A 25,284-nucleotide genomic window follows, 5' to 3' on the forward strand; every position below is an offset into this window, starting at 1 on the left:
TATCCTAATAGAAAACGGTGATTCCTATGATTCTAGTTAGTGCATGTTTAGCTGGTGACGAATGTCGATATAATGCAACCCACAAATTGGACTCATCTATTCAAACATTAGCTGAGGAAGGAAAAGCAGCTTTAGCTTGTCCTGAATTGCTCGGCGGTTTTTCAACTCCACGTCAGCCAGCAGAGATAGTAGGTGGGAATGGACTCGATGTGATCAATGGTACAGCGAAAGTGATTGATAAATCAGGGAAGGATGTTACTGATTTATATATAAATGGAGCTGAAAAAACACTAGAGATGGCCCAAAGCATCAAGGCGGAGTACGTGATTTTAAAAGAAAATAGTCCATCCTGCGGAAGCTGTTACATATACAATGGAGAGTTTAATGGTACAAAAGTAATAGGTTTAGGTGTAACAACCGCATTATTAAAAAAACATGGCTTTAAAGTCATCTCTGAAGAAGACTATAAAGCTCAAAAGTTGAACTTTTAAATTACAACGAAGGGAGTTTAATATGATGCAAACGAATCAAACTTTACATAAAAATCTTTCCATTATTTTTGCTATGGATCAAAATAGATTAATCGGAAAAGAGAATAAACTTCCTTGGAGGTTACCAGCCGACATGGCTTATTTCAAAAAAACGACGATGCATCACCCTATTGTTATGGGACGAAAAACCTTTGAATCTTTCGGGAGCAAACCTCTTCCAAAGCGCAAAAATATCATTATTACTCAAAATAAAGATTTCAAAGCAGAAGACTGTGTTGTTGTTCACACCATAGAGGGTGCGATTAATGAATGTAATGATGAAGAAAATTTTGTGATAGGAGGCACTGAAATATACAAGCTACTGCTGCCATATGTCAATAAACTGTATGTAACCGAAATCGATCATGATTTTGGACAAGGAGATACCTATTTTCCAGAAATTAATGAATCGATATGGAAGCAGACAAGTAAGGTGCAGGGAGTCACTGATGAAAAAAATCCATATATCTATTATTTTATAACTTACGAGCGGAAACAATAAAGAGAATCTTGCTTTCAGTGGGAGTTTTATATCTCCCGCTGAAAGTTAGATGACCGATGAAATAACAGCTCAAATAAGAAGTTAACAAATTTTAAAAGAAGCTGGAGGAAGATGATGTCTGTAAAAGAAATGAATAATCAAGAACAAGGATCCATATTCGAAGTGTTCTGGACTGCTTTTAAGCTAGGATTGACTTCATTTGGAGGTCCTATAGCCCATTTAGGGTATTTTCGTGAGGCTTATGTAAAACGTCTTAAATGGTTAGATGAAAAAACCTACGTTGATTTAGTTGCATTATGTCAGTTTCTCCCTGGTCCTGCAAGCAGTCAGGTAGGGATTGGGATCGGTTTGCTGCGTGCAGGTGTTTTGGGCTCTATCGCGGCATGGATCGGATTTACAATGCCGTCTGTTATTGCGTTGATTGTGTTTGCATATGCTGTTGGAGGATTTGATATTGCGAATCAAGGGTGGCTGCATGGTTTGAAACTGGTCGCAGTGGCTATAGTAGCCCAAGCGGTGTGGGGAATGATGAAAGCTCATGCACCAGATCGAACAAGAGGTACGATTGCAATTGTTGCCACTATATTTGCTCTACTGTTTTCTTATGTTTTTACTCAAGTCATGATCATTATCTTGGCTGGTATATTTGGGTGGTTCTTTTTATCTAAATCTGTACAAACCCAAACAACAAATATAAAAATACCTATTCGCAGATTTACAGCGGTTACCTCACTAGTGATTTTTGCAGCTTTACTAGTCCTACTACCAATATTAACTGTTGTTTATCCAACCTTTCTATTATCGTTGTTTGACAGCTTTTATCGTGTAGGTTCTCTAGTATTTGGTGGTGGGCATGTTGTACTACCTTTACTGGAGAGTGAAGTTGTGAACCCAGGTTGGGTGACGAATGACCAATTTATTGCTGGATATGGAGCTACGCAAGCTGTACCCGGTCCACTATTTACTTTTTCAGCTTATTTAGGTGCAGTGATGGATACAGGCACTCATGCTGTCATTGTTGCCCTTGTTGCTGTGATCGCCATATTTTTGCCCTCCTTTTTATTAGTTATAGGAACAATGCCATTTTGGAATGTAATCCGACAAAAAAAGCATTTTCAATCAGCTTTAATGGGCATTAATGCGGCAGTTGTAGGGATTTTATTGGCTGCTTTATATGATCCTGTCTGGACTAGTTCTGTAAATAATATGTATGATTTTGTATTGGTCATCATAACATTTAGTCTATTGATGTTATGGAAGCTACCCCCTTGGATGGTTGTTGTCGTTTCTGCAATCGGAGGAAGTATCATAGGTTGGTTGATTTAATGAAACCGTGACATATGACTCGAAATATGGGATTCAAGCACCTTCTCTTTTGGAATGCATAGTATGTATTAGCCTTTTTAATGAGGAGGAATCCGTGATGTTGAAAGAAAGTTATCAGGTATTGGAACAACTTCGAAAGCCTCACGGTATGTATATCGCGAGTCCGTCCAATTTTTATAAATATGTATGGATTCGCGATAATGTGTATATCTCACTCCCTTTCGCAAATAAAAACAATGAATTGTATGAAAAAACGTATTACCGTATGTTGGATTTGTTTAGAGAGTACGAATGGAAAATAGATATTTTATTAGAAAATAAACCAAAATGGGTTTGGGAGTATATTCATGCTCGTTACAGTGCTGATGAGGTAAAAGAAATTCATGATGAGGCATGGGGACACGTTCAGCATGACATGATTGGAGCCTTTTTATTTGGAATAGGTTTAGGTATACGTCATGATAAAACGATGATTCGAGATCAAAAAGACTTGGATATCTTACAAAAATTAGTATATTATTTGGAAAATGTAGAGTATTGGCATGATCCGGATAATGGGATGTGGGAAGAATGGCGTGAAGTTCATGCTTCTTCTGTAGGTGCTTGTATAGCTGGTTTGAAATCGATTGAAAAAACAGTGGAAGTACCGTCGACCCTATTAGAAAATGGTTTTAAATCGTTGTTTGATCTTTTTCCTCGAGAAAGCAAGGATAAATCAGTTGACTTGGCTCAATTAAGTTTAATTTACCCATATCGCATCTTAAATGGGATCATGGGTGAGGAGATCGTATCTAGAGTTGAAAAATCATTGCTGCGTGAAAGCGGTGTCATCAGATATGCAGGAGATAGTTACTATAGTACCCTAGAAGAGACACACGGTCGTGAAAAACCACGACACTTTTATAAAGGAACAGAGGCCGAATGGTGTTTTGGATTACCATGGTTGTCATTATGCCATCTTGAACTGGGGAATATAGAGAAAGCAATGGAATATTTAGAAAAAACAGAAGAGATCATGATTGAACCTGGAGTGATTCCAGAATTGTTCTACTCAGGAACTCGAAAACCTAATCCGAATACTCCATTAGGATGGAGCTGCGCAATGTATATTTTGGCTAAAGAGGCATTAATGAAATAACTGTTCATGTTTATCATGAGCAGTTTTTTTTATAACATAAGAAATTATTAATTCAATGTTTATTAAAAACTCACGTTAACGAAGTATTTGACGACATCTTCGAGAAACTCCGATAAGCGTTTTTGTTCAAATCATGCGATAATGGACATGTTCTTGACGTAGTATTGATCCGATCAACTTCTTAACAAAATGCAGTGTTAGCGTTTTTGTTCCGTATAATCCTTCACATTTATATACGTTTAAATGTATAATGATAGTCAATGAGAATTTAAGGGGACAAGCATATGCAGCAAAATCAGAAAGGTGCTAAACTATTAATCCATATTTTGATATCATTTCTTAAAATAAGTCCGATCACCTTTGGTGGTGGTTATGCTATGATCCCAGCGATTGAAAGAGAAATTGTGAGCAAAAGAAAATGGTTGGATGAAGCCGAGATGAGCGATGTATTATCAATTTCTGGATCTGCTCCTGGCGGAATCGGAATCAATGCTGCAACTTTTATAGGATATAGATTATATGGAGTCAGAGGAGCATTAGCAGCTGTAGTTGGGATGACGCTGCCCACATTTTTAATTATTTTTCTGTTAGGTTTGTTTTTTGCCAGCTTTAATGATAATGAAAAAGTGAATGCTGCATTTCAGGGAATTCAAATTGCAATTATTGCTTTAGTTTGTTATGCAGGATATAAAATGGCGAGAACCTCTATATATGATAAAAGTACTTTTCTAATGTTGACGGGTACTTTATTTGTATTGTTGTTTTTAAACATACATCCGATGTTTGTCATTATTGGAGGAGGGCTTACAGGTATAGTGATTATGAAAGTTAAGGATCAATTAGGATTTATGAAAAATGCAACCATCGATCAGAAATCAAAAGAAAAATATAAGTATACAGATTATTACATGGGAGACGGGATTTAACGATGTGGGAATTGTTTTGGACATTTATGATCATAGGATTTGTCTCGTTTGGTGGAGGGTACGCCATGATTCCTGTAATCGAACATGAGGTTTCAGTGAACAAGTGGATGACTAAATCTGAGTTTATGGACGCGATTGCAGTAGCAGGTATGTCTCCAGGTCCAATTGCGATTAATACGGCTACTTATATAGGTTATCATGTAGCGAATTTAAAAGGTGCGATTGTTGCAACATTAGGGATGTTAATGCCTTCATTAATGATCATGATTCTGATATCTTCTTTGTTATATAAAATATTTCATCATGAGATTGTAAAATATGTATTTTATGGTCTTAGACCTGTGATCACTGCTTTAATTTTATTTGCCGCTATGATTATGGCGAAGAATACAACTTTCTTTTCAAGTTTTACATTAGATTTCGTTGTAAACTTATTTATTTTTGTGATGGCACTCTATCTATTAATACGTAAACAAAAACATCCACTATTGATTATTATATTATCAGGATTAGTTGGAATGGCCTATTATGGATGATACTTAAAACCTAGTTTTATTTCATATAATGCTTGCTTTTCATTAAAAATCATAGTAAAGTTGACTAAAGTAAAAATGACCGAAATTAAAAAATAGTCATTTATTTGTTCATAGGCGGTGATGGAGTGAGTACAGAAAAAAAGAATCAGATTTTAGACGCTGCAAGCAAATCTTTTTCAGTGTTTGGATATAAAGCTACAACCATGGATCAAATCGCCAAGATTGCTGGTGTAGCAAAAGGAACGATTTATACTTTATTTACAAACAAAGAGGAATTATTTAATGAGATCTTAACACAATTGATTGATGAAATGAGCATCGTTGCTAGACAATCCATTAAGAAAGATGTTTCGTTTTTTGACAACCTACATACAGTTTTATATAATATGTTAGATTTTCGCAGGTCACATGAGTTGACCATCAAACTATCTTTTGAAATTAGAGAAATGGGAACACCCGCTGCGAAAGAAGCAATGAAAAAAATGGAAAATGTGATGCAGGCTTTCATTAAAGAACAAGTAGAGCTTGCTGTGGAACGTGGAGAAATAAAACCTTGTGACCCTGAAATCACTGCCTTTGTTTGTTTAAAGTTATATGTAGCTTTTATATCCGATTGGGAAAAAAGGCACAAACCTTTATCAAATGAAGAGATCTCAAAGTTATTTCAACTATACTTAGTAGAAGGTTTAAAGAAATAAATGGGCTCCGAGAGGAGTGTTTAAACAATGATTATTGACTAGATGAATGGTTGGTCAAGTCGCTGGAAAAGTGGGTTGTCCTATAGAGGGAGTTGTTTATTCCTATAGGGCAGCCTTTTTTCGTTACCACTATAAGAAAACCCAATCTCAGATGAGAAACTTTATACCACAATATGAATATTAAATTAAAAACCATTCATAATAAAACATAGGTGCATATAATAATAGAAAAAGTAAGAAAAATGGACTGGATTTTAAAAAAGTAAGTAGACGAAATTTAGTTAGTGTTATATAATTATCTCGACATCAAGATAATTATATATAGTGTAAATTTAAAGTGAAAAGGAGGAATGAACATGGCTGATGTAAAAGTGAAAGTATTGGACAATGGACCATTGTTAGTAGAGGGTACTATTGAGGTTGTAGATGCAGAAGGCAATACGTTTCAACAAAAAGGAGCACTTTGTAGATGCGGTTTGACAGCAAATGCCCCATTTTGTAACGGAGCTCACGCTGGTAAATTCGAAAATGCACCAAGAGCAAAATAATAATAAATACAATGCAACATGAGCTCAATAAGGACCAATGTACATAGACTAGGAGGGAATTTCCTCCTAGTTTTTTTATGTAAAATTTCATTTAGTGTTCTAAGGAGAGTTTTTATTTAATAAAATTGACAAAATTTACACACAATAAACTATTAATATTGACCATGTTGAACAACAAATTTATGAATTAACTTTAGACATTGAAAGGAATCAGCTAATGAATTTAATAATTAAAGGTAAATGGTTATTTTTCTTGTTGTGGATTACTGCAATTATTATATTGCTTATGAATGCACCCAACATGGGGGAGTTAGTACGTGAAAAGGGACAGATCAATGTTCCTGAAGGTTATCCATCCAAAATAGCAGAAGAAATATTAAATAACAACGAAGTCGAAAACAGTATTTCCAGTGTACTGGTTTTTCATAATCCGAATGGGTTAGATGATGAAGAGATGAGACAAATTGAGGAGGTGATAGATTATTTTGAAGAAAACAGTTCTACTTTAGGAATTATAGATCTTATCTCCCATGTGAACGATCCAGAATTGACGGATGAGTTAATTTCTGAAGACAAAAAAACAGTGATAACTTCTATGTCAATTGAACGAAAAAACAGAGAGATTTCTGAAATCAGAGAAGAGTTATTAGCTGCAGCTAGTTCTATCACTGTGGATCATTATTTTACAGGTTCATCATTTATAAATGAAGATGTCATCATAAGCTCAGAAGAAGGATTAAGAAAAACAGAAGTGATTACTGTCATTTTTATATTGCTTATTTTATTTTTAGTATTTAGATCCGTTATTGCTCCAATCATCCCCCTTGTTACTGTTGGCATGACATTTTTAGTCAGTCAGACAATAGTTGGTTTTTTGGTGGATTGGTTTGATTTTCCTTTTTCTAACTTTACGCAAATATTTTTAGTAGCGATTTTGTTTGGGATTGGAACAGATTATTGTATCTTGCTGTTAAGTCGATTTAAAGAAGAGTTATCTAAAAATGATGATGTTCAAAATGCAATTTTCATTACTTATCAGACAGCAGGAAAGACTGTTGTATTTAGTGCTTTGGCCGTTTTAATCGGTTTTTCATCCATTGGCTTTTCTACTTTTAAATTGTACCAATCAGCTTCAGCCGTTGCCATCGGAATTCTTTTTCTAATGTTGGCGTTATTGACGGTTGTTCCATTTTTCATGGCTGTCTTAGGTAAAAAGCTGTTTTGGCCAGTAAGAGGTGAAATTGAACATCGTGAAAGCAAGTTATGGGAGGCGTTAGGGAATTTTTCATTAACACGGCCGATTTTGGCGATAGGTCTTGTCTTAATTGTAGTTGTTCCATTATATCTTTCCTATGATGGAGATCTCTCATTTAATTCATTGGAAGAGATCGGTGAAGGTTATGATTCTGTAAAAGGATTCAACATCATAGCAGATAGTTTTGGTCCTGGTGAATCCATGCCTGCAAAAGTGGTAATTGAGCATAACGAGAAGCTTGACAAGGTGAAGTATTTGAATTTAATAGAAGAAATAAGCCACGATATATCTAAGCTGGACAGTGTGGATAAAGTAAGAAGTGCAACTAGACCTTTAGGTGAGGAGATTGAAGAATTTTATGTAGCTTCTCAAGTTGAAGCAATTGATGAGGGGCTGCAAGAAGGAAATGAAGGAATTGTTGAGATTAGAGATGGTCTCTCTGAAGCCAGTAAAGGACTGATTGATTCCAAACCAGATCTTGAACAAGCCTCATCAGGGGTTGATGATTTAATATTAGGAACAAAGGAGTTGAATCAGGGGATAGGAGAGCTGAGTATTGGTTTAACTAAAATTGATGAAGGTTTAAGATCGGGGTCTGCTAGTTCAGAAGAATTAAAAGCCGGATTTGATAGTGTAAATCAGAACTTGGAAACTTTGATAACAGCTAGTGAGGAACTAATATCTGGTTATTCTTCTGTAGAATTAGGTTTAGGGCAAATGTATGATTCATATATGGAGATAGAAAACTCATTGAATGATATACAAACTGCATTATCAGCTTTAAACACTCCATTTGTGAATTTAACACAAAGATTTCCACAGCTGGCAACAGATGCTGATTATCTAACTATTCAAGGAACTGTTTCACAGGTTCAACAAGGAATAACAGAGATGGCTCAAGGGTTGCAGACTCTAAATTCAGAATTACTGAATGTGAAAAATGGTATCGTTAGCGCAAATAGTGGTTTTGAAGAAATCAATGTAGGTCAACAAGCACTTCATAGTGGATTAATACAAATTGGCGAAGGTGTTGAAGGTTTACAAGTAGGGTTTGAAGCAGCCGCAGATGGTCAGCAGCAAATCATTCAACAAATTCCTACTATACAGGAAGGAGCTTCACAAATTGAGAGTGGACAGGGTGAATTGAAAAGTGGATTTGTCCAAATGCTGAAACAGTTGGATACTTTAGAAGAAGGAATGTCTGCCAGTGTAGATGGTTTGACTGAAATATCTGAAGGATTGGGTTTGGCTCAAGATTATTTAAGTCAGCTCTCTTCAGAATCCAATAAGGAAAATACGGGATTTTATTTGCCTCCAGAAGTAATAGATGACCCTGAATTTCAACAAATATTTGATACGTATTTAAAAAACGATCGCACTACTGCAGTTTTTGAAGTCATTTTAAAGGACAATCCCTATTCTGCAAATGCTATGAACTCAATTGAAGAAATAGGTAATATTGTTGCTGATTCTTTGCAAGGTACGGAATTAGAAACAGCCCGATATGGAATTAATGGGGTATCAGCTGTGAACGCAGATTTAAAAAAAGTTTCAGACGAAGATTATATGAGGACAATGATGATTATGTTGATTGGAATCTTAATCATCTTAATTCTTTTACTCCGTTCGATCGTAATGCCAATCTATTTGGTTGTGTCTCTTATTCTGTGTTATTTTACTTCGATGGCATTTGCAGAATTAATATTTGCAAATATGTTGGGTTATGCTGGAATTAACTGGGCCATTCCATTTTTCGGATTTGTAATGCTGATGGCATTAGGAGTTGATTACAGTATCTTTTTGATGGATCGTTTTAATGAATATCGAGATCAAGAACCGAATGAAGCGATTTTATTAGCAATGAAAAATATGGGTTCTGTCATTATTTCTGCAGCAATTATTCTTATAGGAACCTTTGCTGCAATGTATCCATCTGGAGTGTTATCTCTTGTTCAAATAGCGACTGTTGTCGTTACTGGTTTAACGTTATACACTATTCTTTTTCTCCCATTTTTTGTCCCAGTTATGGTTAAGTTGTTTGGAAAAGCAAATTGGTGGCCTTTTCAAAAATAAAAGTGAGAAGCCACGAGGATAGGTTGAAAATGATTGAACACCTGCATGAATAGGTGTTTTTTTTGCTGTTCAATCATAAACGGAATTTTAAATTGGAATATTTAAGAAATAAAAGTGATTGACAGGAAATAAAGGGAAGTCTATAATATAGTTCATGTGATAAATAGTTCACTGTATGAATCAAATAGAGAGATGGAAATGGGTTGGTGTAATGGACAAAAATAAATTGGACTCCTTAATCGAAAGATATGAAGAAGTATATATGATTGCTTCAAAAAAAATCAACACGATGATGGAAAATCAGTTGGAAATTGAATTAACAAAGGATCAATTTACTACACTACGGTTTTTAAAATTATTTGGGCCTTGTCCAGCTTCAGAATTGGCTGATTTATGCGATGTGAATCGAAGCGCAATTACAGCGATGGTCGATCGACTCGTCACTAAAGGATATGCCGAAAGAATTGCGAGTAATAAGGATCGTAGGGTTATTTTAATTAAAATCACTGAACAAGGTGAAATCGTACTGCAAAAAGGGCAGGAAAGAGTTCATCAATTTATTGGTTCATTTTTACATCATTTTGAGGAAAAAGAAATTGAAGAGTTTATTCGAATGTATGAAAAGATAGCCAAAGTATTAAATCATAAAGAAAGGAATTAACAAATGAGAACAATAATTAAAGGTAGATGGTTTATTTTATTGATTTGGATTGCTCTTATTGTATCTTTACTATTTACAGCACCTAACATGGAAGAGCTTGTACGAGAAAAGGGACAGATATCAGTGCCTGATGGGTATTCATCATCCATAGCTGATGAGATTCTAGGCGATAGTGATAATGACTTCAGTTTATCTATTGCATTAGTCTTTCATAATCCAGAAGGCATCACAGTAACTGATGAACAGGAAATAGAAAAAGCGATCGATAGTATAGAAGCTAATAAAGGTGAATTAGGAATTACTGATTTCATTTCACATATGAATCAACCAGAATTATCAGAAGAACTTATCTCAAAAGACAATAAAACGATCATTTCTTCACTAGCTGTGGATTTAAATGGGAGAGAGGTTTCAGATGTAAGAGATGATTTATTATCTGAAATAGATCATATTGCGGTAGAGCATTATTTAACAGGGGCAGAATTTATTGATGAAGATGTGATTATTAGCTCCCAAGAAGGTCTAAGAAAAACAGAAATCATAACCGTAGCTTTTATATTAATTATATTATTCCTCGTGTTCAGATCTTTAGTGGCTCCAATTATTCCATTAGTAACCGTAGGGATTACTTATCTTGTGTCTCAATCTATTGTTGCATTTTTGGTTGATGGAGTAGATTTTCCGCTTTCTAACTTTACACAAATCTTTTTAGTTGCTATTTTATTTGGAATAGGAACAGATTATTGTATTTTATTGTTGAGTCGTTTTAAAGAAGAAATGTCCAAGAACGGTGAAGATGTAACAAGTGCTATTATAACTACATATAAAACAGCTGGAAAAACCGTCTTTTTTAGTGCATTAGCAGTATTGATTGGATTTTCTTCTATTGGTTTGTCTACTTTTGAGCTTTATCAGTCGGCTTCTGCTGTTGCTATAGGGATTGTTGTTTTAATTTTAGCTTTATTAACAATTGTTCCATTTTTCATGGCAGTATTAGGGAAGAAGCTGTTTTGGCCAGTCAAAGGGAAACTAGAACATAAACAAAGCAAGCTGTGGGAGGCGATTGGGAAATTTTCTTTAAGTCGTCCTATGATTGCGATGTTATTAATTCTTGTTGTGGTTGTTCCGTTATATGCGTTTTATGATCAAGACCTTTCATATAACTCATTAGATGAGATTGGCGATAGTTATGATTCAGTTAAAGGTTTTAATATTGTATCAAAAAGCTTTGGTCCAGGGGAAACGATGCCTTCGAAAATTGTCATTGAACATCATGAGGCATTAGACAATAGTGAATCATTATCTCTGATTGAAAATATAAGTCGAGAGGTTGCTAAACACGAAAATGTAGAGAAAGTGAGAAGTGCAACTAGACCATTAGGAGAATTAATTCCAGACTTTTATATCACTACTCAATTAGAAAGTGTGAATGAAGGATTAGAGGCAAGCAGCGATGGATTAAACGATATTCAATTTGGATTGACACAAATTATTGAACAACTTCCTGCAATGGAAGCAGGATTATCACAAGTTGCAGTTGGTCCAGATGGAGTTAATCCAGCATTTGAACAAATAGTGACACAGTTAAATATACTGCAAGAGGGATTGAATGCTAGTGCAGGTGGTATAACCCAGATTTCTGAGGGGATGACGTTGACTCAGGAATATGTAGCTAAGTTATCTGATATGAAAACAGAGGATTCAGGTTTTTTCATTCCACAGGAAGTTATAGATCAAACAGAATTTCAACAAGTTTTAGATACTTATCTTAAAAATGACCGAACTACTGCAGTCATTGAAGTTATTTTAAAAGATAATCCTTATTCAGTGAATTCACTAGATTCAATAGAAGAAATAGAAATGATTGTATCAAGCACGATTAAAGGCACTTCTTTTGAAAAGGATCGTTTTGGAGTAAGCGGAGTAACTGGTATTTATAAAGATTTAAAAGAGATTTCGGATGAAGATTACAATAGAACCATGTTCATTATGTTAATTGGAATATCACTTATTTTAATTATTTTGCTGCGCTCTATTGTAATGCCTATTTATTTAGTTGTTTCACTTATCATATGCTACTTTACTTCCATGGCGTTTACAGAAGTTATTTTTGTAGATATGTTGGGTTATCCAGGTTTAAGCTGGGCGATTCCGTTTTTTGGATTTGTTATGTTGATGGCTTTAGGTGTTGATTATAGTATCTTTTTGATGGATCGATTTAATGAGTATAAAGAGAAGCCTGCTGCCGAAGCTATATTATTAGCTATGAAAAATATGGGGACCGTGATTATATCAGCCGTTATTATTTTAGCAGGTACATTTGCAGCCATGTATCCTTCAGGTGTGCTTTCTTTAACACAAATTGCTACAGTGGTTGTCACTGGATTAATATTGTATGCCGTACTGTTTCTGCCATTTTTTGTCCCAGTAATGGTTAAATTATTTGGCAAGGCAAATTGGTGGCCATTTAAAAAAATGAATTAGAGCTTCGTAATAGGTTGATGTGTTCATAAATGATAAAATGAAATGCCCCCTATACCACTGAATTAGTGAAAATAGGGGGCATGTTTTATTTAACGATTTTAATATCCTCTGGTATGACCCATTGATAGGTAGGATGATTATTAATAGGTATCAAAGTATATTCAACACCTTCCACCATTTTACTTGCCTCATGCTCGGGTACAAAAAATTGAAATGCATGCAATTTTTCTCCATTTGTTAAATAATGAGTATAGAAAGCACCAGTTCTCTCTACTAATATATCTTCATATCCATCAGCAGACAGTTTAAATGTATCTGTCGATTGATCTCTAAATGGCTGAGATTGTGTATGATCTCTGCTGTCGATCCATTCTTCAATATTAACCATAAAATTAAATCCATTTTGAAGATTGTTATTCATCATATCACGTACATCATTACTTAATAAAGGGTCATTTTTATAAAGAATATAGTTTGCAGTCCCTGTCGTTGTTTCCTCATATTTATTAAAACCACCAAAATCGTCAAAGTAGACTAACCAATCTTTTAAAATTTCTTCTTCTGTTGAGCCGAAGAAGAGGATAGCGGTTTCATCTTTTTCGGATTGAGTGATGGGTACGTTAGCATTAAAGTTGGTAGAGATATATCCTACATAATCATATATCGTTTCATAATTGTATTGTTCGACTAAATACCAAAAGAAAGATAAAGTAATTCCATAATTGTTATTACTTGCTTTTTTGATATCATCAAAGGAGTTTAATTCATAATCAAACATCAGCTTTTCATGATTTCCACCTTGTTGTTTTGCATAGTTTAACACTGCTTCTTTTGTGTTTTTTACAATATCCTTTGAAAGCCCATTAAAGGTGTTCTTCGGATAATCATAAAAGAAGTAAGAACTGTATTCTGCAGCCCCCTCTAACAACCAGAAACGATAATCATTTCCCCAATAATTTTTATATATATTTTTACTTTTATTACTGTCTAATTCGGATAACTTATCAAAGTAATGATATAATTCATGCTGCAAAGAGGTTCTGAAATCATAAGGCATATTAGAGCCATTGATAATCAATTCTAGATATCCGTCATCTCCCCAAGTGCCTGCAGCTGCTTGATAACTTTGAGGTAGTGGTGTATTAGAATTGTTTGTGTAGAAAAACAAATGAAATGAAGTTGTTGGATCTAGATACGGTTTATATTCTTTGTGTTTTGCAATGGAAAGTATCATGTCTCCTACTTCACTGTATGCATAACCTTCCCCATATTGTTTAATATAATCGTCAGTAACATATATATGAATGGGTGAGCCTTCACCTATTGTTAATTCGAAATAATTTATATTTTTGATTGACTTTCCAGAGGCATATTTGCTAGATACATCTCTTTTCCCAATACTTATTAGTTTCATTTCTTGATCATTTTCATTTAACTCATTTAAAGTATCCGTTCCTTCAGTTTGAAGTTCTGGATTTGGTTGTTGATTTAATACATGGGTTGTTTCCTCATTTGAATTGTTTTCAATAATTACTGTTTTTGTAGCCTGATCCCAAACGACCTTAGCACCTAACGCTTCACTCACAAATCTTATAGGTACCATTGTGTTTCCGTTTATAATTGCAGCAGGCTGTTCTAATTCATAAGCACGATCATTAATAGCAGCAATGATAGAACCAATTGGGAGTATTATTTTTATGTTGTTTCTTGTTGCAGTGATACTTCTTTGCTCACTATCCCATTTCACTTCAGCCTCTAATGATTCAAAAATCCCTCTTAATGGCACCATAGTTGTATTATGAATCATAACAGGTGGCTGTTCATAGCTTTGGAGTTCTCCATTGATTATTACTTTAATATCTTCATTATTGGCTAGTATAGATAGGGGAAAACATGAAATAATTAAAATTGAAATAAGGAACAAATGAATTAAACTTTTATTCAACACTGTAATTTAACACCTTCCTCATTATTTAATCATTTAAAAAGTATTCTTTATGAAATGTTCATTTCCTTTTTTACACTAAAAGTAAATTTTAAATTTTAATCCAACACTATTTATTTTAGGTTGAATAAAATACATCAACTTATAAAATAGAAGGGGGAATGTTGATGTATATTAAAAATGTACAAAATCAATTTCGAAGAGCGCAGAATAATCCTTTCCTATATCCCAAACAAGAAGACTATGTACATCAGATAGCTAGATCAAATCCATTTATAAACACGCACAAGACCTTTGCAAGAGTTGATGAAACTGTGCAAATTCCTATGGAGGGATTATGGAAGGAAGTATCTACCGCTATATATGAGGCCATTATTGGTGAAGCAACAGCTATTGATTTTTATACTAGGTTAGTTCAAGAAGCACCTGATCGAAGGCACAAAGCAGACATTCAGCATGCACTTGAGGATGAAAAAAAACATTTAAAGAAATTTACTAATCTATTTACTGCACTTACAGGTCAAAGGCCACAATATTCAATAGAACCTGTTCAGTTCGAAAGTTATAAAGAAGGGCTTGAAATGGCGTACAGAGATGAATTAGAAGCATATGAAAATTATCGAGATGCATATCTATTTACTCAGAATCAAACCATTAGAGATGCTTTTTTGCTAGGTTATACTGACGAAATTGAACATGCATTGAAATTTGGATTTTTGCTTCAAACGTTATAAAGAACTTCATAAATTAATTTCTTCAAACACTGAATTAGTCTTAATGATGTAATTCAGTGTTTTTTTATCTGAATAATAATGAATAAATTTACAAATAGATAGTATGAATTAAGGGGAGATTACTCTAAAATGATATTAAATGGAAAAATTTCAAAAGATATCACTTTGAGGAGGTATACGTTTGTCAAATCAAGCAATCGTTGTTGAAGATTTAGTGAAAACATTCAAAGGGGATGTAAAGGCGGTTCAAGGCATTTCTTTTGAGGTGGAGGATGGGGAATTTTTTGCATTTTTAGGGCCCAATGGGGCTGGGAAATCCACAACGATACAAGTGCTAACAACATTATTGAATCCGACATCTGGGAGTGTCACTGTATCAGGTTTTGATGTGGGAAAAGATCCGATTTCTATTCGTAGAGAAATTGGTGTAGCTCTACAAGAAACAGGAATAGATCCTTCTTTAACAGGAAGAGAGTTGCTGGAAATGCAGGCCAGATTGTTTGGTTTTTCTAAACATGATGCAAAGAACCGAGCACAAGAATTGTTGGATTTAATTCACTTGGCTGAAGATGGAGATCGAAAAGTAGGTAAGTATTCTGGAGGGATGAGAAGAAGGTTGGATTTGTCACTTTGTCTCGTTCATCGACCAAAAATATTGTTTTTAGATGAGCCTACAACTGGATTAGACCCATATAACCGTAATGCAATTTGGGATGAAATCCGCACATTGAATCGTGAATTCGGAACAACGATCTTTTTAACAACACAATATTTAGAAGAAGCAGATCAATTAGCAGATCGAATATCTATCATTAATAAAGGGAAAATCGTTGCTTCAGGATCCTCACAACAGTTGAAAAAAACAGTAGGAATGGATGTTATCGATTTATCCTTTCAACAAAATGAAGATGCTGAAAAGGCCAAGGAAGTATTATCATCATGGACAAAAGATTATAGATTAACCAATGGAGAACTAACGTTATATGTTGATAACGGGGCGTATTTGCTTCCTGATATGGTAAGAAAATTAGACAAAGAAGGAATCCCGCCAATTAGCCTTAACTTAGCACCTCCAACGCTTGATGATGTATTTTTACAGGTAACTGGCGAACATTTAGAAGAAAAAGCAGTGATTAAGCAGGAAGGAGTGGTTTCACCATGAATCAACGCTCCAATTTTATCATTGACACCTATTTAATGACGAAGCGAAGCACAATCGCTATTTTTCGAAATCCGTTTATCTTCATTCCTAATATTATGATCAGTTTATTTTTCTTACTCGTATATCAGGCTGGTTTAAGCGGGATTTCTAACATTCCTGCATTTGAAGGAGCAAGTTATCTTGCGTTTATTTTACCTGTATCTATTGTAAGTGGTGCTATTGGAGGTTCTGGGGGAGCTGGGCAATCTTTAGTACGAGATTTAGAAAATGGCTATTTTTCCAGATTGCTGCTTACCCCTACATCTAGAGTGGCTATAGTGTTGGGTCCCATAATAGCTGGTATGATTCAGCTGTTTATCCAAACTGTTTTAATATTACTAGTAGGATTATGGATGGGATTGGACATTGCTGCTGGTTTTGGAGGAGCAGTTGTTGTAATTTTATTAGCAGCGGGGTTCGGTTTGGCTTTTGCAGGATATTCTGTAGGTTTTGCATTGCGGACCAAAGATGCTCAAGCATCTCAAGCTGGAACCTTTGTGTTTTTTCCATTAGTGTTTTTAAGTACAACATTTGTACCATATGAGCTTATAGAAGCGGATTGGTTGAAGTTTGTATCAAAAATAAACCCAACAACATACGTCTTCGATGGAATGCGTTCTGTTTTAATAAATGGATGGGAAGCGCAACCATTGATATATGCAGCAATAGTGATCATCATTATTTGTTCAATTACAATTACTTTTGCCTCTTTAAGTGCTAAAAGAGCTGTTAATCGTGACTAAGAAAATATGATTCAAGGTTGTGACCTGATTTTAACTTGAAAGTGAATATGTTATGATAAGTTTGGTGTTGTTCATAACATGAATTCTATTATTAAAATTAATTTTTAAATGAGGTGCAATCATGATAAATTGGAAAGAAATCAGTACGATCGAAGAATGGAAAAGTCATCTTAAAGGTTCAAGAGAGAATCCATTTGTCATCTTAAAGCATAGTACAACGTGCCCAGTTAGTTCCAATGGATTAAATGAGTTCGAAAAATACATAAAAACTGAACCCAATCAAGAGGTCGAATATTTAATGGTGAAGGTCATAGAATCAAGACCTGTGTCCAATCAAATTGCAGAAGATTTAAATGTAAAACATGAATCGCCACAAGTGATTTACGTGAAAAATAAAGAACCTTATTGGAATGCTTCGCACTGGTCCATTACACAAGAACATATGAAGGCTGTACTAGATTAACAAATAAGCAATACAATTTTGACATTAGTCCTTACTTGATCAGGTCAAAATGCATCAAATCATCCTGATTTGAGAGGAGAATAGGATTATCTTAAAATATTACGAGTTCTAGATTAATATAGAGGAAAATAATAGTCTTATTTCTATAAAATTTTCTTATTTTCAAGAAATTCATATGAATAAGGGACATATTTTCCTCTATTTTTGTATTTTGAAATGATTACAATGAAATAAGGGGATTTTGTAAAAAATCGATGAATTCACTAGCCACCGTTTAAAATTCTCATCCGATAACTATTCATAGCTGTATCACCAAGCTCTTGAATGAGTTTAAAATTAGCCCAAGCCCCAACTACTGCACCTATGCCTGGCAGCATTTGCAGCATTTTTCGAAAGTCCAACGAATCGCGATATTCCTGTTGAAATTTTTCCCAATCAATATTGTTAGGGTCATTTAAGGTTTTGGCAGTGGATTCCCAGTTACGTAAGTTGTTTAAAATTTTCAGGCGATGGTTATAACCAGAGAATGCCAACTGGAAAATATTTAAAATATACAATCTCTCATGAAAATATTTCGTGTTATATCCATATATATGAGCGAGTTCAAACAATAGCTTCATTTTAATCGATAGTAGCGCAGGGAAATCAACAAGCCCTAATAAGATTCCGCCAGCACCAGTTCCAGCTCCTTCAACTGCACCGATTTTTTTATATTTTTCAATCCATTCCTTAGCTTTTTGATCCTTGATTAGTAAAGGCACTTCAGATACTTGTACTTTTCCTTTAGGAGTGATATCAACACCAAAAATAATGGATTGAGTCATTCCCTTAATTGAAGCTGTAATCGTGTCATGAACTTTTTTAGGGATTTTTTCATTGATTTTTTTAGATAAACCTCTTGAACTTCTTTCTAATATTCCAGGGTTCTTTTGAAGTTGAAATATCCATTCTTGAATCTCAACCTTTATTCGATCTTCATAATTCATTTAAGCATTAACCTACCTTATGATATAAGTAAATTCAATTCGGAGATATTGATCCTCTAATTACGATGTTATTGTACCATTATTTTCTAAAATAATAAAAAACATAGAATTGAGCTTTCTTTGATTAAGAGGCTAGGTGATTCAGCTATAACCATTTTTCAACAGACATGATTAGATAAAATATACCATCAGTATGACATACTCTTTGTATTCACTAAGTTGATTTAGACTTTTTAAACCGATTAAGGTTACTATCATTATAAAAAAATAAAATTACTAATCTCTTAAAAATGTAATAATTTTATATTATGTGAGATGTATAATCATGCGAATATATGGGTGAATATTATAGTTGACAGTTCGGTTTTTTTAAGTCATATTTCAATATAGATAATGTAATTTAAATAAGGTGAGAAGTGGTGATTGTATGTATAAAACAAAGCTAAATCAAAAATATGTTGAAGAAACATTAATGAAGTTATTATCGACTCCTAGTCCGAGTGGATTTTGTCATGATATTATGAGAGAAGTAGAGAAAGAAGTGCTTAAACTTGGATTTTCATTTGAAAAAACAAATAAAGGTAATGGTTTAATCACCATTCAAGGTGCTTCAGAACAAGCAATTGGTTTATCTGCCCATGTTGATACTTTAGGAGCAATGGTTCGTTCAATCACGGGGAAAGGGACTCTAAAACTTACACTTGTAGGTGGATACATGTTGAATGCTATTGAAGGTGAATACTGTAAAATCCACACTCGAGACGGTCGCATTTATGAAGGAACGATTCTAACTATTCATCCTTCCGTACATGTTTACAAAGATGCAAGAGATATGAAACGTGATGAACAAAATATGGAAGTGCGAATTGATGAGATTGTACATTCAAAATCAGATGTAGAAGAGTTGGGTATAAGTGTTGGTGATTTTATCTCTTTTGATGCAAGACCTAAATTGTTTGAAAATGGATTCGTAAAATCCAGACATTTGGATGATAAGGCTAGTGTAGCTGCTTTGTTTGGATTAATGGAGTTAATAAGTAGAGAAAATCTTAAACCGTCAAAAACTATAAAAATCTTCATTACTACATATGAGGAAGTAGGACATGGAGCAGCATATATCCCAGAAAATATAGATGAATTTATTGCCATTGATATGGGTGCTATTGGCGATGATTTATCTTGCTCAGAATTAGATGTATCCATTTGTGCCAAAGATTCCTCTGGCCCATATGACTATGATATGACCAGTAGGTTAATAGAGTTGGCAAAGGAAGAGGAAATAGATTTTGTAGTAGATATTTACCCTCAATATGGTTCTGATGCCTCAGCTGCTTTAAGGGGTGGGAATGATATTCGAGCAGCATTAATTGGTCCTGGTGTTCATGCTTCACATACGATGGAGCGCACTCATATGAAGGCAGTCATTAATACAGGAGCATTAATTGCATCCTATATTTTCAAATAATTAAAATTATAAGCAATACTCATATCTATCTATCATAATTTTTAAAAAAATAAAATGAAACTTTTTTATTTAACTTTCGTTTAACTATTATGACTGATTTATTAGATATTATTTAAGGGAGAGGATTAACTGTGAAAAGAAATAAGGTCTTTTCATCTTCAATAGCATTTATTTTGCTAATGAGCATTGTGCTAGCTGGTTGCCAATCTGTTGGAGGAGTAGACATAAACAAAGCACTCTTATCTCAATATGAACTAACTACATATGAAAGTGATGCAGAATATTCTATCGAATTTATTGTAGATGAAGAAGTAGAGCAAACGAAAGAAGAAAAAGATTTACTAAAGTATTTACAGAATGCCACAATTACTATGGATGAGATCAAATCAGAAGACTTATATACTCAATCTATGAAAGGTGCATTACAATTACCTTTTATAGATAAAATTCCTTTTGAGATGATGGTGAGTCAACAAGACGTTACCATTTTAGTAGAAGGATTAAACAAACCCATTAATATAAACTCATACATGGACCAAGATATGCCTGAAGATTTAGATATCAATTTAGAAGAATTTGAGCAAGCAGGTATCGATCTTGTTAAGTTAATTAGTAAGTTTATCATTGAAAATACACCTAATCCATCAACGATTGAAGTTGAGTCTGTTGAAGAAAAAGTGAATGGAAAGAAAATGGAATTAAATCAAATCCATGTGAAAATTGATGGTAGTGAACTAATTCCTTTATTTGTTGAAGCAGTTCAAAATATGTTTGAAGATGAAGAAGAATTAAAACAATTTATAAGTGACTTATATGATATATATGTGCCACTTATTATTGCATCCATGCCTGAAGAAGTTTTAGAGGATCCATCATCACAAATGATTCTATCTTATCTAGAGAATAAAGACTTATCAGTGGAATATGCTTTCACATTTTTAATGACAAATGTAAAACCATATATAGCTGACTTAGAAGTGATGTTAGAAGAATTTATCAATGATCCAGTTATGAATGAGATCTTTAGTGAAAACAATTATTTAGTAACTGATATATACGTAGATGAAGATTTAAATATCCGTAAACAAACAATGGAATTAGTGATCCAACCTGATATGGAGGATATGGGAGCTATACAAGGATTCAAATTATATGGTGAATCCGATGTTTGGAACATTGATGGAAATGTCAAAGCAGCAACTATTGATACAACTGAAGTTATCGACTTAACTGATGTAGATAATGTTTCCCCTGCTATTTTCTTTAAGGAAATGGATAGAGAATCTACTTTGTATGAATTATTAGATCACTTTGAGTTAACTACTAATCGTTTTTATGTGTATCCTCATGAAGATATTGAATATGTATCTTACTATGATTTTCCAATTATGGTTGATGGAGTGACTTACGCTTCTGAAGGTTATTTATTAAGTGAGTTAGATGTTACGACAGAATGGGTAGCAGAGAATCAAATTTCAATCGTTGACATTATGACTGAAAAAGAAATCTTAATTACTTTGGATAGTAATGAAGCAATAGTTGATGGTGAAACAGTTCAAATGAGTAACACTCCGGTTGTTATTGAAGGAGAAGCTCACTTCCCATTGCGATTTGTTGTGAAGAATTTAGATGCACTTATTTATTTTGATGAAGAGATGAAACGTATTGTTATTACAAAAGAATATTAAAAGAATTAGAGTTTAATTATAAATGGGAATTGGCTAATGCCAGTTCCCATTTATTTTTTCTCAAAATATAAACAATGTAGTGTCTCAGAGCTGTCCTTTTAAAGGGCAGCTATTTTTTTAATTTTTTACTGCATACAATTTATATTTGAAGTATATGCAAGGATTAATTGAGATAACGAAGAAGTTATATTAGTAGTTGCAAGACAGTTAAAGTAAGGTTTAGAGGAACTAAAAAGAGAATGAACAAATTAATAAATGATAAGGAATGGTAGAATTGGTAAAACACAAAACAAAACAAATTGTCTTCTTTATTTCGCTAATTGGTTATATTGTAGTGGTTATTGTTGCAATATTATTGGTTCAATTTATATGAAACTTAGAAGAAAAAAAAGCGATTAAGGTTGCAATTGAAGGAATAAAAGAAGACATTGAAGATGCCTTTAAACAAAATGCATGGGAAGGTTTCGACGTTGATAAAGTCGAGCTTGTCAAAGACAATCCAGATACAAACATAAAACAATGGGAGATAACAGGAACATTAAGGTATGGAGGGCTAAAAATTATGAATGCTTTCACAGTATCACAACGTAATTCAGCAGACTCCCTCTCTACAAAAGAAAGTGAAGAATGGGTATATGTTGGATGTAATTGCGAAGATCTCCAATTAAATTATGAAACATTAGGAGGGTTTGAATTATTTAACAATGAGATAAATAATGAACAAGATTTAGTAAAATTAGATGAAAATAACGACCAAATTAAAACTCAATTTGAAACTGTTGACATGGATGAATTTAGAGAGATATCTAAATACAATTTTATAATTGAGGATAACTCAGAGGAATATCAAGTTCTTTTATACCCAACATCTGAAAAGAAAATTCAACAAAGAGAGACTTGGGCATGTGCTCAAGAAAATGATGAAGTATATGCTGGTAATTATGAGTTAGCTTGGGCAAAAGTAAGTGAAAAAGAAGGGAGAGTTCTAGATTTAGGAGAAATGACGTTAAATATGAGTAGGGATGATATATATATTGTAGATGGGAAACCAAATTTACTAGTTATTTCCCAATGTGAAGGGTCAGTCATTCAATCAGCTCATTATTATTTCTTGAAAAATAATGAATTAAAACAAATCAAAAATATCAATCTTGAAAATGATTTTGTCTTATTTGGAAATAGTATTAAAAACTTAGCACCGTCTAAATTTCAAACTGTTGAGTATTCAAATGCGACTATAGAATGGGGGTTTCTTACCTGGGAGCTTGATGCTGAAAAAGAGATTTTAGTGAACACGAATATGTTTATTATAGGGGGCAAGGATTGGGATGTTGGAAGAACATACTTTAATATGTGGATTAAAAACCCTGCTTTTTCCATTCCACAAGATTATATCCATCCGCAACAACTAAGTAATAAATATGAAATAACAAGTGATTTTAAGGTATTTGCTTCATATGGTTTATTACCAGGGTTTGAATTTGGAATCGGATCTGCAAAGAAAGATATTGTAAATAAGTGGGGAGAACCAGCCATAACATTAACTTATAGGGAAGGACCATTTATATCATATTCGTCGATAGCGAAATGTGCTTTTCACTATAACTCAGAAACTGGAGATGTATGGGCCGTTTCTGTGAACAATGTATCTACAAATATGGCTGAAATAAAAAAATTGTTAGGAGAACCTAAAAAGGATTACTTCGATGATTATGATAACGCTCAAAGAGCGAGCTATATTTTAGGGGATTATGAAGTATCTTTTATTTATGAAAAAGAATCTGGTAATGTATGGTTTATGTTTTATAACGAGATTTGAGGCTGGTTGTAGAGAACATATACTATTTCAATATCATACAAAAGCATAAACAATGAAATGACCATGCTTCTTAAAAACACATATTTATTGTATAAATATACAAAACGTTTTATAATCTTTCTATTAATTCATTTTGTGGAGGGATTAGATGAAATTAATCTGCGAAACTAATGTTGTAGAAGAATATTTATTAGAGCTAGAGGAAGTAGATTACAACCATCCTCTAATTCAAGATAAAGCACAAGAATTATTTGCCAATAAATCAAATAAAATTGAAATTATTCATATAGCATTTGAATTTGTTCGTGATGTAATTTCTCATTCTTGGGATATTCATAGTACTCGGATAACAAATAAAGCAACTGAGGTTTTGGAACATAGAGAAGGAATCTGTTACGCAAAATCAAACTTGTTAGCTGCATTACTTAGAAGTAAAGGAATTCCAACTGGATTTTGTTATCAGAAATTAACGATTGGATCAACACCTGATACAGGATACTGTATTCACGGTTTGAATGCAGTGTATATCCGATCTATTGATAGATGGATTCGTTTGGATGCGAGGGGAAATAAGGAAGGAGTTAATGCTCAATTTTCATTGAATGAAGAAAAACTGGCATTCCCAGTAAGAGAATATTATGGAGAAATTGATTATCCTGTTATTTTTTCTAAACCGAATGAAAAAACGATTAAAACATTAAAAGAAAATACAAATTGTATAAACATGTATCTTCATAACCTTCCCAACGAATTGTGATATGATAGATTTATATCAATCTCACACAAAGAAGTGCTGCAATTAGGAGGAAATCATTTGACAACCACAACATTATATATCACTAGACACGGTCAAACAGAGTGGAATTTAGAGAAAAGAATGCAGGGACATAAGGATTCACCCTTAACTCCATTAGGTATTCAACAAGCACAATGGTTAGGCCAATCATTAAGCGATACAGATATTGATGTCATTTATGCTAGTTCAAGTGGTAGAACGAGAAAAACGGCTGAACTTGTAAAAAATAAAAGAGACATTGAAATCATCCCATCAGATATATTAAGAGAAATCAACATGGGATTATGGGAAGGTCAGATCATTAGCGATTTGGAACAAAAATATCCAGAACAACATAATGCTTTTTGGAAAACTCCTCATTTATATGAATCTTTTGAAGGAGAGTCTTTTCATGATTTGCATGATAGAGTAATCCCTTATTTAAAAGATATTCTTTCTAAGCATAGAGGGCAAACTATTTTAATCGTAACGCATGGTCTTACATTAAAAACGATTATGTCTTACTTTGAAAAGAGGAAGTTGGCAGATTTTTGGGATTCACCACATATTTATCAGACTAGTCTAAGTTTAGTTGAACTTGATGAGCAAGACGAGGCTTCTATTCGTTTGTATGCAGATACTTCTCATTATAAGGAGCTAGATTGATAATAATTTGTTGATTTGCTAATAGCAAATTAGTGATTTCTTGAATGGAATATCCTTATCCATACTAATATAGTTAGAAATGTAGACTACTCTTATGAATATAATATGAATGATCAAATGAC

Annotated in this window: 22 protein-coding genes; 20 read left to right on the forward strand and 2 right to left on the reverse strand. The window is 33.6% G+C overall.

Features of this window, described 5'->3' with window-relative positions:
- Positions 1-26 precede the first annotated feature (26 nt).
- From Q5Y73_RS09320 to Q5Y73_RS09370, 11 genes are all read left to right on the forward strand, one after another.
- Positions 27-491, forward strand: coding sequence for a 2-thiouracil desulfurase family protein (locus Q5Y73_RS09320; protein ID WP_305991590.1), 465 nt, complete (start codon positions 27-29; stop codon positions 489-491).
- Between the two features lie 25 nt (positions 492-516).
- A complete protein-coding gene (locus Q5Y73_RS09325) occupies positions 517-1,032 on the forward strand; it encodes a dihydrofolate reductase (RefSeq protein ID WP_305991591.1) in 516 nt (171 codons plus the stop codon).
- A 111-nt stretch (positions 1,033-1,143) separates the two neighbouring features.
- Entirely contained in the window at positions 1,144-2,358 is a 1,215-nt protein-coding gene (gene chrA / locus Q5Y73_RS09330) for a chromate efflux transporter (protein WP_371320178.1), read from the forward strand.
- 97 nt (positions 2,359-2,455) lie between these two features.
- Positions 2,456-3,496, forward strand: a complete 1,041-nt coding sequence (locus Q5Y73_RS09335; protein ID WP_305991593.1) for a glycoside hydrolase family 15 protein — start codon at positions 2,456-2,458, stop codon at positions 3,494-3,496.
- 284 nt (positions 3,497-3,780) lie between these two features.
- Positions 3,781-4,422: a chromate transporter gene (locus Q5Y73_RS09340; RefSeq protein WP_305991594.1), complete on the forward strand. Its 642-nt coding sequence runs from the start codon at positions 3,781-3,783 to the stop codon at positions 4,420-4,422.
- A gap of 2 nt (positions 4,423-4,424) precedes the next feature.
- The gene (locus Q5Y73_RS09345) at positions 4,425-4,958 is read left to right on the forward strand and encodes a chromate transporter (RefSeq protein WP_305991595.1); all 534 of its coding nucleotides are present in this window, start codon (positions 4,425-4,427) and stop codon (positions 4,956-4,958) included.
- A 125-nt stretch (positions 4,959-5,083) separates the two neighbouring features.
- Complete coding sequence (locus Q5Y73_RS09350) at positions 5,084-5,656, forward strand: TetR/AcrR family transcriptional regulator (protein ID WP_305991596.1); 573 nt, start codon at positions 5,084-5,086, stop codon at positions 5,654-5,656.
- Positions 5,657-6,012: 356 nt separating this feature from the next.
- A complete protein-coding gene (locus Q5Y73_RS09355; RefSeq protein ID WP_305991597.1) occupies positions 6,013-6,204 on the forward strand; it encodes a CDGSH iron-sulfur domain-containing protein in 192 nt (63 codons plus the stop codon).
- Positions 6,205-6,421: 217 nt separating this feature from the next.
- The gene (locus Q5Y73_RS09360) at positions 6,422-9,532 is read left to right on the forward strand and encodes an MMPL family transporter (RefSeq protein WP_305991598.1); all 3,111 of its coding nucleotides are present in this window, start codon (positions 6,422-6,424) and stop codon (positions 9,530-9,532) included.
- Positions 9,533-9,743: 211 nt separating this feature from the next.
- Entirely contained in the window at positions 9,744-10,193 is a 450-nt protein-coding gene (locus Q5Y73_RS09365) for a MarR family winged helix-turn-helix transcriptional regulator (RefSeq protein WP_305991599.1), read from the forward strand.
- A gap of 3 nt (positions 10,194-10,196) precedes the next feature.
- The gene (locus Q5Y73_RS09370) at positions 10,197-12,677 is read left to right on the forward strand and encodes an MMPL family transporter (protein ID WP_305991600.1); all 2,481 of its coding nucleotides are present in this window, start codon (positions 10,197-10,199) and stop codon (positions 12,675-12,677) included.
- Positions 12,678-12,762: 85 nt separating this feature from the next.
- On the opposite strand, the gene Q5Y73_RS09375 is transcribed toward Q5Y73_RS09370, so the two are convergent.
- Positions 12,763-14,625 (reverse strand): copper amine oxidase N-terminal domain-containing protein, encoded by a 1,863-nt coding sequence (locus Q5Y73_RS09375; protein ID WP_305991601.1) that lies wholly within the window; start codon positions 14,623-14,625, stop codon positions 12,763-12,765.
- A 164-nt stretch (positions 14,626-14,789) separates the two neighbouring features.
- Here Q5Y73_RS09375 and Q5Y73_RS09380 point away from each other — a divergent pair, with 164 nt between their 5' ends.
- The 4 genes from Q5Y73_RS09380 to ytxJ all read left to right on the forward strand — a co-directional run bounded on the left by Q5Y73_RS09380 (position 14,790) and on the right by ytxJ (position 17,763).
- Positions 14,790-15,356 (forward strand): ferritin family protein, encoded by a 567-nt coding sequence (locus Q5Y73_RS09380; RefSeq protein WP_305991602.1) that lies wholly within the window; start codon positions 14,790-14,792, stop codon positions 15,354-15,356.
- 181 nt (positions 15,357-15,537) lie between these two features.
- Positions 15,538-16,518 carry an ATP-binding cassette domain-containing protein gene (locus Q5Y73_RS09385; RefSeq protein ID WP_305991603.1) on the forward strand — a complete coding sequence of 327 codons (981 nt, stop codon included), beginning with the start codon at positions 15,538-15,540 and terminating at the stop codon, positions 16,516-16,518.
- Positions 16,515-17,300, forward strand: coding sequence for an ABC transporter permease (locus Q5Y73_RS09390; RefSeq protein WP_305991604.1), 786 nt, complete (start codon positions 16,515-16,517; stop codon positions 17,298-17,300). Before Q5Y73_RS09385 ends, Q5Y73_RS09390 begins: the two co-directional genes overlap by 4 nt.
- Positions 17,301-17,421: 121 nt before the next feature.
- Positions 17,422-17,763, forward strand: coding sequence for a bacillithiol system redox-active protein YtxJ (ytxJ, locus tag Q5Y73_RS09395; protein WP_305991605.1), 342 nt, complete (start codon positions 17,422-17,424; stop codon positions 17,761-17,763).
- A gap of 263 nt (positions 17,764-18,026) precedes the next feature.
- On the opposite strand, the gene Q5Y73_RS09400 is transcribed toward ytxJ, so the two are convergent.
- Positions 18,027-18,749, reverse strand: a complete 723-nt coding sequence (locus tag Q5Y73_RS09400; RefSeq protein ID WP_305991606.1) for an EcsC family protein — start codon at positions 18,747-18,749, stop codon at positions 18,027-18,029.
- Positions 18,750-19,176: 427 nt separating this feature from the next.
- Between Q5Y73_RS09400 and Q5Y73_RS09405 the strand changes: the two genes are divergently transcribed.
- The 5 genes from Q5Y73_RS09405 to Q5Y73_RS09425 all read left to right on the forward strand — a co-directional run bounded on the left by Q5Y73_RS09405 (position 19,177) and on the right by Q5Y73_RS09425 (position 25,162).
- Positions 19,177-20,214, forward strand: coding sequence for a M42 family metallopeptidase (locus tag Q5Y73_RS09405; RefSeq protein ID WP_305991607.1), 1,038 nt, complete (start codon positions 19,177-19,179; stop codon positions 20,212-20,214).
- Positions 20,215-20,345: 131 nt separating this feature from the next.
- Positions 20,346-21,902: a copper amine oxidase N-terminal domain-containing protein gene (locus Q5Y73_RS09410; protein WP_305991608.1), complete on the forward strand. Its 1,557-nt coding sequence runs from the start codon at positions 20,346-20,348 to the stop codon at positions 21,900-21,902.
- A 562-nt stretch (positions 21,903-22,464) separates the two neighbouring features.
- Complete coding sequence (locus Q5Y73_RS09415; protein WP_305991609.1) at positions 22,465-23,721, forward strand: DUF4309 domain-containing protein; 1,257 nt, start codon at positions 22,465-22,467, stop codon at positions 23,719-23,721.
- Between the two features lie 148 nt (positions 23,722-23,869).
- Positions 23,870-24,478, forward strand: a complete 609-nt coding sequence (locus tag Q5Y73_RS09420; protein WP_305991610.1) for a transglutaminase-like domain-containing protein — start codon at positions 23,870-23,872, stop codon at positions 24,476-24,478.
- A 57-nt stretch (positions 24,479-24,535) separates the two neighbouring features.
- Positions 24,536-25,162 carry a histidine phosphatase family protein gene (locus Q5Y73_RS09425; RefSeq protein WP_305991611.1) on the forward strand — a complete coding sequence of 209 codons (627 nt, stop codon included), beginning with the start codon at positions 24,536-24,538 and terminating at the stop codon, positions 25,160-25,162.
- Positions 25,163-25,284: the final 122 nt, after the last annotated feature.

The sequence above is a fragment of the Chengkuizengella axinellae genome (assembly GCF_030730905.1).
Taxonomy (GTDB): domain Bacteria; phylum Bacillota; class Bacilli; order Paenibacillales; family KCTC-33759; genus Chengkuizengella; species Chengkuizengella axinellae.